This window comes from Pseudoduganella sp. HUAS MS19 (assembly GCF_053615455.1).
Genome location: NZ_CM132133.1, coordinates 4,554,337 through 4,568,594 on the forward strand (window position 1 = coordinate 4,554,337; position 14,258 = coordinate 4,568,594).

The window sequence follows — 14,258 nt, forward strand, 5'->3', positions numbered from 1 at the left end:
TTGAATATGAAAATCGAGAACCAGAACCCGTTGCAGTGGAACTTCTCCGAGCGTGCCAAAGGCATGCAGGCGTCCTTCATCCGTGAGATCCTGAAGGTCACCCAGCAGCCTGAGATCACCTCCTTCGCCGGCGGCCTGCCTTCGCCAGCCACCTTCCCGGTGGAGATCATGCAGGCAGCCTTCGACAAGGTCCTGTCGTCCAACGGCAAAGTCGCCCTGCAATACGGCCCGACCGACGGCTACATGCCGCTGCGCCAGTGGATCGCCGATTCGCTGTCCCAGAATGGCGCCAAGATTGCGCCGGAACAGGTGCTGATGGTGTCCGGTTCGCAGCAGGCGCTGGACCTGATCGGCAAGGTGCTGATCGACGAAGGCAGCAAGGTGCTGGTGGAGACCCCGTCCTACCTGGGCGCGCTGCAGGCGTTCTCGGTGTACCGCCCTGAATTCCACTCCGTCGCCACCGACGAACACGGCCTGGTGCCATCGTCGCTGGACGCCATCGCAGAAGGCGCACGCCTGCTGTACGCGCTGCCGAACTTCCAGAACCCGACCGGCCGCTCGCTGTCCGTGGCACGCCGCCAGGAACTGGTGGAGACCTGCGCCCGCCTGAACCTGCCGCTGATCGAAGACGATCCATACGGCGCGCTGTCCTATACCGGCCAGCCAAGCCCGAAGATGGTCGCCATGAATCCGGAAGGCGTGATCTACATGGGCTCGTTCTCCAAGGTGCTGACCCCTGGCATCCGCCTGGGCTACGTGGTGGCGCCGTTGCCGATGGTACGCCGCCTGGAGCTGGCCAAGCAGGCGGCCGACCTGCACACCGCGCAACTGACCCAGATGGTGGTGCACGAGGTGGTGAAGGACGGCTTCCTGGACCAGCACATCCCGACCATCCGCGAACTGTACGGCAACCAGTGCAAGGCCATGCTGGACGCCATGGACCAGCACTTCCCGAAAGAAGCCACCTGGACCAAGCCGGACGGCGGCATGTTCATCTGGGTCGAGCTGCCAAAGCACATCAACGCGATGGAACTGCTGGACGAAGCAATCAAGAACAAGATCGCTTTCGTGCCGGGCGCCCCGTTCTACGCCAACGAGCCAGCCACCAACACCCTGCGCCTGTCCTTCGTGACCGTGCCGCCGGAGCGCATCCGCGCCGGCATCGAAGTGCTGGGCAAGCTGATCAAAGCTCGCATGTAATCGCCTGCTGCGCAGGATGAAGTTCATATCGGGGTTCATCCTCGCAGCATGGCTGGCCGTCGGCGCGGCGCACGCCGCCGACGCCAGGCCGCCGGTCGTGCTGGTGCACGGCTTCTTCGGCTTCGACCACGCGACGCTGGGCGGCGCTTTCCGCTACTGGGGCGGTTTCAACGACATCGCGCAGTACATCAAGGCCGGCAGCGGCCGCGAGGTATTCACCGCCGGCGTGGGGCCGGTCAGTTCGAACTGGGACCGCGCCATCGAACTGTATTACCAGATCAAGGGTGGTTGCGCCGACTATGGCGCAGGCCACTCGGCGCAGCATGCGGCCGCCGGCCATATCCAGAAGCCCTCCGGCAAATGCTGGGCGGCCGACCCTGCCAACAATCCCGACAAGCATCCGCTCGCGCTTTATCCGCAATGGGACGCCGCGCACCCTGTCCACCTGGTCGGCCATAGCCAGGGTGGCCAGACCATCCGCACCCTGATCCAGCTGATGGACCAGGGTACCGTCGGCAACGGCGGCGCGCGCGGCTGGGTCATTAGCGCCACCTCCATCGCCACGCCGCACGACGGCACCACGCTGCGCGACATATTGATCGACTTGCTGCCCGATGCATCGACGCTGGCGGGACTGGCCGTGCAGGCCACCGGCGCCGGCGGCTCCGGCGGCAGCGGTTTCAAGTTCAGGCTGGAGCAGTTCGGTATGAAGGCCGGCGCCGCCGAGTCGGTGGACGACTTTTTCGAGCGCACCCGCAGCCACCCGTTCTGGGACCTGAAAAACCATGACTCCGCGCAGTGGGACTTGTCGCCCGACGGCGCCAGCGAACTGAACGGCTGGGTAAAGACCTCGCCGGACGTCTACTACTTCTCCTTCGCCGCCCGGGCCACCGAATCGCTGACCATCTTCGGCAAGGAATTCCAGTACCCGCGCCCCGATATGTTCCTTTTCCTGCAGGGTATGGCGGGGGAATGGGTGGTGCCTTCGTTTGGGCATCCCGGCATGGGGTCGTTCCGGCAGTCGGCGGCCGGGCGCGTGCCGACCGACGAGCGCTGGTTTGCCAACGATGGCGTGGTCAATACCATCAGCATGGCCGGCCCGCAAGGCAGCAAGGTCCAGGTGCTGGCCGGACAGCCGGTCAAAGGCGCCTGGAACCATATCGACACCATGCATGGCATGGATCATTTTGACGTGATCGGCTGGGATGCCAAGCCTTCGGCGTCGCTGAAAATGTACGACAAGCTGATGGCTATCCTGTCCAGGCTCGAATAAGCGGGCCTGCTGGCTCGCCGTGCATTGCGATTGGCTCCGCAGGCACGGTTATGCCGCAACCGTGCGCAATCTCCCCGTGGTGAAATGAACCACACAAAAAACCACGGGAGACAACCGCATGAAAGTGCTATCGAGCCTCACCCTTGCCGCCTGCCTGGCAGCCCCTTGCGCCCACGCCGCCAACAGCGACCCGGTCGTGCTGGTGCACGGCTTCCTCGGCTTCGGACCGGAGACCTTTGCTGCCACGGGTTTCAAGTACTGGGGCGGATTCAACGACATTGCAGCGCATATCCGCGGCACGCAGCGGCCCGTCTTCACTGCCGGCGTCGGTCCGGTCAGTTCCAACTGGGACCGCGCGGTCGAACTGTATTACCAGATCAAGGGCGGTTGCGCCGATTACGGCGCGCGCCACACGGCAGACAATGCCGCCGCCGGCCATATCCAGAAACCGGCCGGCAAATGCTGGGCGGCCGATCCGGCCAATAATCCCAACAAGTACCCGCTTGCGCTGTACCCGCAATGGGATGCCCAGCACCCGGTGCATTTCGTGTCGCACAGCCAGGGCGGCCAGACCATCCGGACCCTGATCCAGCTGCTGGAAAACGGCGCACCGAACGGCGCCGGCACGGAAGGCAACGGCGCCTTGTACGCAGGCGGCAAGGTGGGCTGGGTCAAGAGCGCGACTTCGATCTCTTCGCCGCACGACGGCACCACGCTGCGCGACGTGGTGGTCGAATTCGTACCGAAGGTTTCGGAGCTGGCGGGCAGCATCATCGAAGTGGCGGGCCTGGGCGGCTCCGGCGGCAGCGGCTACAAGTTCCGTCTCGAGCAATACGGTCTGGCGCAAGGGCCGGCAGAATCGATCGGCGACTTCATCGCCCGCACGCGCGGCGCACCGTTCTGGCAGCTCTCCAACCATGATGCCGCGCAGTGGGACCTGGCCCCGGACGGCGCCGCGCAGCTGAATGGCTGGGTGAAGACTTCGCCGCACGTCTACTACTTCTCGATCGGCTCGCGCGCCACGGAGCAAGGCCACTGGTGCTGCAACAACACCGACCGGGTAATTGCGCCGTTCCAGAGCAGCGATTACCAGTACGCCCGCAACGACATGATCTTTTTCCTGAAGAATACGGCTGGCGAATGGGTGGTGCCGTCGATCCTGCAGCGTGGCATGGGCTCATACCGATCGCCGCAGTGGTATCCGAATGACGGCGTGGTGAATACCGTCTCGATGCGCGGGCCTTCCGGCCAGCCGCAGCGCAACTTCGACGGCGCTCCCGTCAAGGGAAGCTGGAACTACATCGGCTACTACGACCAGTACGACCACTTTGACGTGATCGGTTGGGACTCGCCGTCGTGGGCGGTCTATCCGGTCTATGACAACCTGCTGCGCATCCTCGGCGGGCTGTGAAGATGCGCGCCACGATTGCCATCGCATCGGTCGGCCTGGCGGCGGCGCTGTGGCGGGCGGGCGAGCCTGCGCCACCGCCGCCGTCCCCGCGTTCGCACACAACGCCGGCCGTCGGCGCGCAAACGGCCGGCGCCGGCAACGCCGCATCCGCGCCGCATGCCCTGCCCGCCCAGGCAGCGCCACGCAGCGCGGCCCCGACAGCCGGCACTGCCGCCGCTGTCGCAAGCGTCGAAGCAGCCGTGCGCGAGGCACGCCGCCACGGCAAGGGTGAACAGGAAGTCCATCGCCTGCGCAGCGAGCGGCTGCCGGCGCAGCAGGTGGAGGCACTGGCCCGCCTGGAAGCTGCCGAAGCAAGCTGGCGCCAGCGCCTGGAAGCCCTGCAGGCAGCATGCGCTGCCAACATCGGCTGCGACGACGCGCGGGCGAGCTTTACCCGCGAGGAACTGGCGCGGGCCAGCGCCTACGCCGCGCCGGCCTTGAGACAGTAGCGCCTACGGCGCCGGCGACAGCATCCTGCCCGCCTCTTGCTGCCCGACGTACTGGGCGATGAGGCGCTGCAGGGTGCCGTCGGCGCGCATGTCCCTGATCAGGCCCGCCCAGCGCCGCGCATCGTCGGCGCTGAACAGCTTCTTGCCCATCATGAGGTTGGCCGGTCCGTGCGGCCTGGCGCCGGCCCAATCCTCGATGCGTACCGTGCCTGCATCAATTTCATGCTTCAGGTAACGGGCGTAGGCCAGTTTCGGCGCAAGCAAGGCCTGGAAGCGGCCGACTTTGAACATGGCGTACAACCGGTCCCCATCGTCGACATCGTCAACCCGGCCGATATTGCGCAATTGGGTGACAAAGTCCTCATATGCCGGGCCGGCCGCATACCCGCGGCCAAAGCCGAGCCGCATATTGGGGTCTGCAATGAAGTCCGCCATGGAATGCACGCCGCTGCCGGCATCGGCGCGCAGCACGACCATGTTCTTCACCCACATGTACGGCTCGGCCCAGGCAAATACCGTCCGCTCCGGCGTAGCGGCCGCGGACAAGGTCATGTCGACGCTGCCGCTATGCATGGCGGCCCAGATCGCCCGCCGTTGCATCACTTTGTAGAAGAATTTGCAGCCGCTGCGCTTGCGCAGTTCTTCCGCCACGTCCTTGTCCAGGCCCGTGCCGGCATGATAGAAGTTTCCGAACTCGTAGAGGCCGACCACGATGGGCCGGGTCGGACAGGCCGGCGCCGCAGCTTTCTCGGCATACGCCGGCAGGCAAGGCCACGCCAGCACCAGCGCCAACGCGTGCAAGAAGTTCCGCATGCTGCCCTCCCGATGTCGCCAATCGCTTTTCGATTATGACACGCAAGGGCAGCCGTGCCGATTTATTTGCTCGACACGTTGACCATGCCCTTGAAGTCATACGGAATCACCACGGTCTGCACCTTGCCCGCAGCAATGCCTTCGGCGATCTTCATCTGGGCCTGCGCCTGCATGTAGGAGATAGCGCCGGCATTGGCGTTCAGGGCAGCGATACGCTCAGCCTCCTTCTTCGCAATCTGCACCTCGACTTCCTTGGTCTTCTCCTCGTTCTTGGCGCGCACCAGGTTGTCGGCGCTGGCCTTGACCGCATCGCTGGGAATCATGCCGCCCACGCGCACCTGCGAGATCGTGATGCCGTTCAGCTTCTCATCGTTCAGCGTCGCGATCATGGTGGCCTGGATCTCCTCCTCGATCTGGGAGCGGTTGTCGTTCATGTTCAGTGCTTCATACTTTCGCGCGACCTTGTACACTGCGTTGCGCGCGGTCTGGTAGACGTAGGCGTGCATCAGGTAGATGTCGCCACCGGCGTCCTGCGTGTGGAAGGAGCGGCTCTTGTTGACCCACAGGTCCGACACCGCCGACGGATTGATGTTGTAGATCACCGCCAGGTCGAAGTCCTTCATGGTCGAATTGTCCGCGGCCAGCGGCATCAGGTCGCGCACGTCGACGCTGACATCCTTGATCGGGAAGGTCAGGATGGAACCGATGATGGTCTGGTTGAAGCTGCCCGCCACGCGCTCCTCGGCCTCCACGGTCTTGTCGAAGTTGACGCGCAAGCCCACTTCGCCGGTATCGATCACCTTGCAGCCGGACAGGGCGACGGCGGCAAACAGGGCAGGAACCAGCAGGAGCTTATATTTTTTCATGGCTATCTCAATGAGTTGAACGAACTGCCATTCTATTGCTTTCTGGACAGAGAAAAATCATGCAAATCGCGCCAGGATTACCGTTGCCAAATAGCTAGTGAAAGTGTTCAGATGTACACCAAATGTCACAACTTTCCTTAGCGTGCAGGAAACTTTCACCAACGATCGCCAAGCCAACGTCTTTTTTAGGCAAAACCCTCCTTGAATTTCCACAATTCCAATTGGCAACACGGTATCATCAAGCCCATATCCTACTCACCCCTAGTCAGCATGAATCAAGGCGGTACCAGTTTTTCGCCACGGCGTGACGCCGTGATTTTGATTGTTGATGATGCGCCGGACAACCTCTCCGTCCTGCGCAAGTTGATGGTCGAGCAGGGTTACCAAACCTATGTCGCCAACTCCGGCGAGCGCGCGCTGGAGATTGCGCGCCGCGTGCATCCGCACCTGATCCTGCTGGACGTCATCATGCCCGGCATGGACGGCTTCGAGACGTGCCGCCACCTCAAATCCCATCCAGCCACGGAAGATATCCCGGTGCTGTTCATGAGTGCGCGCCATGAGCAGGAAGACGTGGTAGCCGGTTTCGAACTGGGCGCCGTCGACTACATCGGCAAGCCGCTGCGCATGGCCGAAGTGTGCGCGCGCGTGCGCACGCAACTGCAGATCCGCTTCGCCACCGAGACGCAGCAGGAACAGTCGGAGCGCCTGCGCACCATCGTCAACAACATGGCCGAAGGCCTGCTGATCATTGAAGCCGATGGCCGCATCCAGTTCACCAACCCGGCCTGCGACCAGCACCTGGGGTATATGGCGCACGAACTGGCAGGCAAGTCGATTTCCGACCTGCTCAACCCGCTTGTCGCCGACGAGTATCTTGAGTATTTTGCGCGCTACGCCGCCAACCCCGAAGCGGCGCACAGCCATGGCACGCGCGAAGTGATCATCCGCCACCGCACCGGCAAATCGGTGTGCATGGACCTGACGCTGACGCCGATGTTCCTGCGCCAGCCCTTGTTCATTGGCCTGCTGCACGACATCACCCACCACAAGCTGTCGGAAGATGCGCTGCAGCGCGCAGCCATGATCGACCCGCTGACCAAGATTGCGAACAGGCGCCACTTCGACTCCTTCCTCGAGAAGGAATGGCAGCGCGCCATGCGCACCGGCGCACCGCTGTCGCTGGTGGTGCTCGATGTCGACCACTTCAAGTTGTACAACGACACGCTGGGCCACGCCCAGGGCGATGTCTGCCTGCAGCAGGTGGCGCAGGCCATCGGCGCCCATGCGCTGCGCGTGACCGACCTGGCGGCGCGCTACGGCGGCGAAGAATTTGTGCTGCTGTTTGCCGAGACCGACGCCGACGCCGCCTTCCAGATGGCCGAATCGATCCGCACCCACGTGGAATCGCTGCACATCCCGCACCCGCGTTCCGCGACTTCGCCGCACATCACCGTCAGCATCGGCGTCGCGACGCTATGCCCGACGCCGACGGACAATATCGAATCCCTGTTTGTCGCCGCCGACCGCGCCATGTACGCCGCCAAAGAAGACGGCCGCAACCAGGTGCGCGCCACCCGCCCCCCCACCACCGCCATCGAAGCGGCCCGCGCCGCCCTCGCCAAACGCTAACTTGAAAGTCGGGGTCAGCTCCGGCAATCGGACAAAAATTTCAAAATGTGAAATTTTTGTCCGATTGCCGGAGCTGACCCCGACTTTTGGTTTTATAGCTTTTCCGGGTAGCCGGTGATTGCTGCGATTTCGGCGTACATCGGTTGCAGGCGTTTGTACATCTTGAGGTAGACGCGGTGGTAGAGCTGGTCGTAGGTCTTGCGGTGCGCGGGGTCGGGTTGGAACACGCGGCCCTTGCGCGTCATGGCATTGATCGCTGCGTGGAAGTCCCGGTGCAGGCCTAGGCCGGCCGCGATGGCGATGGCGGCGCCAAGGCCGCTGGTTTCGTACACGTGGGCACGCGCTGCGGGCAGGCCGAATATGTCGGCCGTCAGTTGCATCGCCGCGTCGCTCTGGGAGCCGCCGCCGGCTACGCGCAATTCCGTGATCTTCGTGCCGCTGCGCTTTTCGATGCGCTCGCGGCCTTCACGCAAGGCGTAGGCCAGGCCCTCGAGAATGGCGCGGTACATATGGGCGCGGGTGTGCACGTCGCCAAAGCCGATCATGGCGCCCTTTGCCTCCGGCCCGGGCACCTTGATGCCGGGACTCCAGTACGGCTGCAACATCAATCCCATCGAACCCGGCGGCACCTCGTTGACCAGGCGGTCGAACAGCGCTTCGGGCGGCATGCCCTGCTCTACTGCTGCGGATTGTTCGAGGTGGCCGAACTGCTCCTTGAACCAGTTGACCATCCAGTAGCCGCGGAAGATCTGCACTTCGGTGCTGTATGCGCCGGGAATAGCCGCCGGATACGGGGGGATGAAGGGCGTGACTTCGACGTACTTGCTGGTGGTGGTGTTGATGGTGGCGGTCGTGCCGTAACTGAGGCAGCCGATGTGCGGCTCCAGGCCGCCGGCGCCGATTACTTCGCAGGCCTTGTCGGCCGCTGCGGCAACCAGCGGCACGCCTTGCGGAATACCGGTGGCCGCTGCCGCGCAGGCATTGATCGTGCCGATGATTTCTCCCGGCTGCAGCAGCTCGGGCAACTGCTCGGGCCGCACGGCCAGGGCCTGCCATTTCCAGTCGCGCGCACCGGCCCAGGCGTGGCGCTTGTAGCAAAACGGCATGTAGGCCACCTGCGAACCGACCGAGTCGGCAAAGCGTCCGCTCAGGCAGAAATTCAGGTAGCCCGACAGCAGCAGGAATTTGTGCGTGCGGTCCCACAGGCCCGGCTGGTGGGCCTTGATCCAGTTGACTTCCGCTTCGCGGCGGAAGTAGTCGATGGTGCCGTCCACGCCGGCCAGCTTGAAGGCGGCCGTCCACAATGGGCCGATCGGCGGCACTTGTTCGGTGCGGCGCTGGTCCAGCCAGGTGATGGCGGCGCGCAGCGGCTTGCCGTCGCTGTCGACGGCGACCACGGTGCCGCGCTGGGTGGTGACGGCGACGCCGGCAACGGCGCTGCGCGGGATATCGGTGACGGTCCACAGGCGCTGGCAGGCCGCGCAAACGGCGTCCCAGTAGCCTTCGGCCTTGTGCTCAGCCCAGCCTGGCTGCTCCGAGTAGTAAGCCGGTTGCAGGTGCACCTGGGTCTTGGCGACCAGGTTGCCCTGCAGGTCGAACAGCAGCGCGCGTACGCTTTGCGTGCCATTGTCGATCGAGAGAAGGTATTTGCTCATTCGCGTGCTTTCGGCAGGCTGTAATTTGATCGGCATAATGCCAGATATGCCGCTTCTTCGGCAGCCCAGCGATGGTCGCTCCAGCCTAGTTCCGGCTGGCAGATGGCTCGCACGCGTTCCAGCACTGCCACTCCGCCGCCGGCGAGCTGGATGCCCAGGCGGCTGCGGCGCAGCATCAGGTCTTCCAGGTGCTGGACCGATTCGTGGCGGGCGGCCCAGCGCAGTTGCGCCCACAGGGTTTCGGTACCGGGGATTTCTTCAAGTTCGCCTTCGTGGGCAGCCGCGGCCAGCGCTTGGGCTTGCACGCCGTAGCGGCCCTGCAGGCGCCTGGCCTGGCCCGGGGCCAGGTGCCGCGGTCTGGCCGCACTGCCCGCCGGGCCCGGGCCGGCCGGCGCGAAGATGGCATACGGAGCGAGGTCGGGCTGCCAGTGCGGCAGTTGCGGCGCGGCGTGGCGCAGCACGTCCAGTGCGATGGCGCGGAAGGTGGTGAGCTTGCCGCCGGTGACGGTCAGCAGGCCTTCCTGCTGCCACAGTACATGGTCGCGGGCTTCTTTCGACGGATCGGCCTTGCCGGTGTCGATCACCGGGCGCACGCCTGCATAGGTGGCCAGAACGTCGGCTTCGCTGATTGCCAGCGTCGGGAACTGGTCATGCAGGGCTGCCATCAGGTAGTCGGTTTCTTCCTGGGTGATCGCGGCTTCCTGCTGCAAGTCGGTGCGGTGGTCGACATCTGTGGTGCCGACAATGGCGACGCCCTCCCATGGGAAGGCGAATACCGGGCGGCCGTCGCGCGGGTGCATCAGGCTGATCGCCTGGGCCAGCGGAAGGCGCCAGGCAGGCAGCACCAGGTGGCTGCCGCGTAATGGGCGCAAGCGCGCCGCAGGCTTGTCGTGCAGGCGGTCGGCCCAGGCGCCGGTGGCGTTCACGACCAGTTTTGCGCGCACCTCGTGCATCTCGCCGCTGACCGCGCAGCGCACCATCGCGCCGCGTACGCGTCCGGGCGCGCCAGCCGCCGCGGCTGCGCCGGCATTGACGGTGGCAATTGCGGCACCAATGACCACCGCCGGGCCGGCGCAAGCCTTCGCGCCGGCGGCGTGCGCCGTATGGGCATCGTCACGCAGCAAGGCATGCACGGCGCAATAGTTGACGGCAATGCCGCCATGCGATTGCGCCTCCTGCAGCACGCGCATAACCAGGCGCGCATCGTCGGTCCTGGCGTCCTGGTAGCAGATGCCGCCTTGCAGGCCTTCGGTGCGGATGTGCGGCGCCATCGCCAGGAATTCCTGGGCGCCGAAATAGTGGCGTGCGCGCTGGCCGGCCATGCGGTCATAGATCGCCAGTCCAAGCAGGAAGGAGCGGCGGCCCGGCTTGCGGCCGGCGTAATCGCCAAATGCGAAGCCCAGCGGCTCGACCAGTCCGGGGGCATCGCGCAACAACGCATCGCGTTCATGGACGGATTCGCGGGTCAGCGCAAACTGCCCTTCCTTCAGGTAGCGCAAGCCGCCGTGAACCAGCTTGGAGGAACGGCTCGATGTGCCCCAGGCGAAGTCGCGCTGCTCGACCAGCAAGGCCCGCAGGCCGCGCCGCGAGGCTTCGAGCAGGATGCCGGCGCCGGTAATGCCGCCGCCGATCACCAGCAAGTCCCATTCCTGCGCCAGCAAGCCGGCGACCTGCGCACGGCCGCCGGGCATCCAGTGCGGCGCGCCGGTCCCGCCACTGTGGCCCGCGGCCGGCTTCATGCGGCCTGCTCCGCCGGCAGCAGCTTGCCCGGATTCATGATGCCGTGCGGGTCGAAATGGGAGAACAAGGCTTGCATGGCGGCGATGCCGGCCGCGCCCTTTTCCGCCGCCAGGTACGGGGCGTGGTCGCTGCCCACACCGTGCTGGTGGCTGATGGTGCCGCCGTTGTCGACAATGGCCATGCTGACCGCATGCTTGAGCGCGCGCCAGCGTGCCATGTCCGTCTCGAAGTCGCCGCCCAGGCGGTAGACGAAGGTCGTATAAACGCTGGCCCCTTGCGCGTACAGGTGCGACAGGTGGGTATAGGTATGGACCTTTTCGCCCATTCCGTCCAGGACCCCGGTCGCTGCCGCCTCGACCGCCCGCATCATCAGCGAAACGCGCGGCCAGTCGACCGCCGTTTCCACCGTGTCGATCACGTAGCCATGCTTCCAGGCCGCGTTGCGCAGGTAGACGTTGCGGAAGCGACCTTCCTTCCATTTGTCTCCCATGCGGCGACCCACATGTACTCCCTTGAAGCGGCGGCAGGCCGCTATGGCGCTGCGCAAGGCGGCACGGGCCTGCGCGCTCGGGCCGCTGGCGCCGATCATCAGCATGCATTTGCCTTCACCGCAACCGCGCAGCTTCAGCCAGCCCTCGAGCATCCCAATCAGGCGCTTATGACCGGCCAATGCCAGCATGGTCACGGTCTCAAGCGGATTCGACAGGCGAAGCATCGACAAGCCACCGCGCGCCTGCGCCAGCGCGCGCACGGCTGCTTCGGCGTGCTCCCAGTCGGGGAAGAAAATGGCGTGGAAGGCTTCGTACTCAGGCACCGGGCTCACGCGCACGGTCGCCTCGGTCAGGATGCCCATGCGGCCCTCGGAGCCGAGCACGATCTCGCGCAGGTCGGTGCCGGCGGCGGACGCCGGGAAGGTCTGGATGTCCAGCCGCCCTTGCGGGGTCTCTACGACGCCACCGGCGAACATCTGCTCGATGCGGCCATAGCGCAGCGATTGCTGGCCGGACGAACGGGTGACGACCCAGCCGCCCAGCGTGGAATATTCGAACGATTGCGGGAAGTGGCCCAGCATGTAGCCATGCGCACGCAGCTGGGCCTCCAGGTCCGGGCCCAGCACGCCGGCGCCGAAGGTGGCGAGCTGCGACTGCTTGTCCAGGTGGTGCAGGCGCCCCATGCGCGTCATGTTCACGGCCAGTACCGGCTTGCCGCCGGCCGGCGCGGTCAGGTGGCCTGCCACGCTGGTGCCGCCCCCCTGCGGAATCAGCGCCACGCCATGCTGCCGCGCATAGTCGATCAGTTCGCGCACCTGCTGCGAGCTTTCCGGATATGCCACCCCATCGGGCGCGCTGCCAATGCGGCCATAGCGCAGCTTGAGCCAATCCGGCAGGCTTTGTCCCAGCGCATTGCGCAGTCGGGTGGCGGGTGCCGTGTCGACCAGGGGATGCGCGGGCAGGCGCGATTCGGCAAGCGAAGCGCAGGCTGCGTCGAAGCTGGCATCCTGTACCGGCTTGCCCGGGCCAATGCGGCTGGCCAGGAATGCCAGCGCCTCGTCATGCAGGGGGTACTCGAATGTCTCCTCGCCCCAACCGTTCCAACGTTTCATATCCATTCCCTTGTTATACTTTGCTCAATAGACTTTAATCCATCGCCACCCGCCAGTCTTGCTTTTTCATGCCAGCCGAATTGTTCGATCATGCCAAGCTTGCTCGCGTAGCAGGCTCCTACCTGCAACCCATGCTGGAGGCGGCTGCGGCGCGCGGGGTGACGGCGCAAGCGCTTGAGCGGGCAGCCGGCCTGCCCGCCGGCGCCCTGGAACCGCTGCCGGAAGCCCTGCCGGCCGACAGCTACGTGAAACTGCTCGACATCGCCGCGGAACTGGCCGGTGACCCGCATTTCGGCCTGCATGTGGGCGAACGCGTCAAACTGGGCACGTACACGGTATATGGCCTGGTCCTGCTAAGCTGCCGCGATTTCGGCCAGGCTTTCGAACAGACCATGCGCTATGAACAGCTGGCGCACGACCTGGGACGCTCCACCCTGCAAGTCCATGGCGCGCTGGCCGACTACACCTGGCATTCGAACTATCCGGCGCACCACCGGCACCTGGCCGACAGCGTGTTCGCCGGCATCCGCGTGTTCGGCAACTGGCTGGCCGGCACCACGCTGCCTCCTGCCGACCTGTCGCTGATGCACGATGGCGGCGACCCGGCCGGCCACCATGAATACATGCGCGTGTTCGGCGCCCTGCCGCGCTTTGCCGCAATGTCCAATGTGGCGCAGTTTGAGGCGGCGCTGCTGGCATGGCCGGTACCCAATGCGGATGTGAGCCTGTACCCCGTGCTGCAACAACATGCCGAACAACTCCTCAGGCAGCGCGCCGGCCCGGCATCGGCCGGCATCGCGGCGCAGGTGCATGAGGCCATCGTACGCCGGCTGTCGCAGGGCCAGGTGCGCGTTGCCAGCGTGGCGCAAGATTTGAGGCTGGCGCCGCGCACCCTGCAGCGCAAGCTGGCCGATGCCGGCTCCAGCTTCCAGCAAGTGCTGGACGAAGCGCGCTTTGAACTGGCGCGCGACTATTTGCGCCAGCCCGGCTTGTCGCTGGTCGATATCGCATTCCTGCTGGGCTACCAGGAGCAAAGCGCCTTCACCCATGCCTTCCGCGAATGGGCAGGTATGAATCCTGGCGCCTGGCGCGCGGCGGGGCGTTAGATGTCGGTACCGCGCACACGGATGAATGGGCCGATGCAGCTGCCCATGTCGCGCCGCTGGCACATGAGGAACATATTGTTCGACGGGTGGAACACGATGAAGGATTGGATGACGTGGCCGACCTGGGTGATCTCGCCGGTGCAATCCTGCTTGCCGTTATCTTTCACGATCTTGTCGTTGGATTGATAAAAGCCGTCGCTGTCGGGCTGGTCGTCGATCTCGAATTCCGATTCCGCTACCTCAGCAGCGCTGGTGATCAGGGCCGAGCCGTCGGCACGGATGCGGTACATCTCATGGCAGGAACCATCGGGCAACTCGAAGCGCCAGGTGCCGACGATGGGATGATCGTTGCGCAACGGGCCAGCCAGCGTGCTCTGGGCAGCCAGCAGGGCTGCGGCAAACAACAGGATTGATCTCATGGCAGCCCCCGCGGCGGAGTGTTTATATCCAGTATAGACCTGTTGGACTATT

Annotated in this window: 12 protein-coding genes; 6 read left to right on the plus strand and 6 right to left on the minus strand. The window is 65.0% G+C overall.

Annotated features, from left to right (window positions below; translation table 11 throughout):
• Positions 1-6 precede the first annotated feature (6 nt).
• The 4 genes from ACWBU6_RS20695 (at position 7) to ACWBU6_RS20710 (ending at position 4,372) form a co-directional block, all read left to right on the plus strand.
• Positions 7-1,200 carry an aminotransferase-like domain-containing protein gene (locus ACWBU6_RS20695; RefSeq protein WP_452645260.1) on the plus strand — a complete coding sequence of 398 codons (1,194 nt, stop codon included), beginning with the start codon at positions 7-9 and terminating at the stop codon, positions 1,198-1,200.
• A gap of 16 nt (positions 1,201-1,216) precedes the next feature.
• Positions 1,217-2,473: an esterase/lipase family protein gene (locus tag ACWBU6_RS20700; RefSeq protein ID WP_452645261.1), complete on the plus strand. Its 1,257-nt coding sequence runs from the start codon at positions 1,217-1,219 to the stop codon at positions 2,471-2,473.
• A 118-nt stretch (positions 2,474-2,591) separates the two neighbouring features.
• The gene (locus ACWBU6_RS20705; RefSeq protein WP_452645262.1) at positions 2,592-3,884 is read left to right on the plus strand and encodes an esterase/lipase family protein; all 1,293 of its coding nucleotides are present in this window, start codon (positions 2,592-2,594) and stop codon (positions 3,882-3,884) included.
• 2 nt (positions 3,885-3,886) lie between these two features.
• Positions 3,887-4,372 carry a hypothetical protein gene (locus ACWBU6_RS20710; RefSeq protein ID WP_452645263.1) on the plus strand — a complete coding sequence of 162 codons (486 nt, stop codon included), beginning with the start codon at positions 3,887-3,889 and terminating at the stop codon, positions 4,370-4,372.
• A 3-nt stretch (positions 4,373-4,375) separates the two neighbouring features.
• On the opposite strand, the gene ACWBU6_RS20715 is transcribed toward ACWBU6_RS20710, so the two are convergent.
• Both ACWBU6_RS20715 and ACWBU6_RS20720 read right to left on the minus strand, forming a co-directional pair.
• The gene (locus ACWBU6_RS20715) at positions 4,376-5,185 is read right to left on the minus strand and encodes a substrate-binding periplasmic protein (protein ID WP_452645264.1); all 810 of its coding nucleotides are present in this window, start codon (positions 5,183-5,185) and stop codon (positions 4,376-4,378) included.
• Positions 5,186-5,247: 62 nt separating this feature from the next.
• Positions 5,248-6,051 carry an SPFH domain-containing protein gene (locus tag ACWBU6_RS20720; protein WP_452645265.1) on the minus strand — a complete coding sequence of 268 codons (804 nt, stop codon included), beginning with the start codon at positions 6,049-6,051 and terminating at the stop codon, positions 5,248-5,250.
• Between the two features lie 270 nt (positions 6,052-6,321).
• Between ACWBU6_RS20720 and ACWBU6_RS20725 the strand changes: the two genes are divergently transcribed.
• Positions 6,322-7,683, plus strand: coding sequence for a diguanylate cyclase domain-containing protein (locus tag ACWBU6_RS20725; protein ID WP_452645266.1), 1,362 nt, complete (start codon positions 6,322-6,324; stop codon positions 7,681-7,683).
• A gap of 92 nt (positions 7,684-7,775) precedes the next feature.
• Here the strand turns inward: ACWBU6_RS20725 and ACWBU6_RS20730 are convergent, their stop codons facing one another.
• Genes ACWBU6_RS20730 through ACWBU6_RS20740 form a run of 3 tightly spaced genes read right to left on the minus strand, consistent with a single transcriptional unit; the run spans position 7,776 to position 12,681 of the window.
• Positions 7,776-9,338 carry an FGGY-family carbohydrate kinase gene (locus tag ACWBU6_RS20730; RefSeq protein ID WP_452645267.1) on the minus strand — a complete coding sequence of 521 codons (1,563 nt, stop codon included), beginning with the start codon at positions 9,336-9,338 and terminating at the stop codon, positions 7,776-7,778.
• On the minus strand, positions 9,335-11,077 hold the full coding sequence (locus tag ACWBU6_RS20735; RefSeq protein WP_452645268.1) for a glycerol-3-phosphate dehydrogenase/oxidase: 1,743 nt from the start codon (positions 11,075-11,077) through the stop codon (positions 9,335-9,337). The genes ACWBU6_RS20730 and ACWBU6_RS20735 overlap by 4 nt, the downstream gene beginning before the upstream one ends.
• Entirely contained in the window at positions 11,074-12,681 is a 1,608-nt protein-coding gene (locus tag ACWBU6_RS20740; RefSeq protein ID WP_452645269.1) for an FAD-binding oxidoreductase, read from the minus strand. Before ACWBU6_RS20740 ends, ACWBU6_RS20735 begins: the two co-directional genes overlap by 4 nt.
• A gap of 68 nt (positions 12,682-12,749) precedes the next feature.
• Between ACWBU6_RS20740 and ACWBU6_RS20745 the strand changes: the two genes are divergently transcribed.
• On the plus strand, positions 12,750-13,787 hold the full coding sequence (locus ACWBU6_RS20745) for an AraC family transcriptional regulator (protein WP_452645270.1): 1,038 nt from the start codon (positions 12,750-12,752) through the stop codon (positions 13,785-13,787).
• Here ACWBU6_RS20745 and ACWBU6_RS20750 read toward each other — a convergent pair.
• Positions 13,784-14,206 carry a hypothetical protein gene (locus ACWBU6_RS20750; protein ID WP_452645271.1) on the minus strand — a complete coding sequence of 141 codons (423 nt, stop codon included), beginning with the start codon at positions 14,204-14,206 and terminating at the stop codon, positions 13,784-13,786. The genes ACWBU6_RS20745 and ACWBU6_RS20750 overlap by 4 nt on opposite strands.
• Between the last annotated feature and the right edge of the window lie 52 nt (positions 14,207-14,258).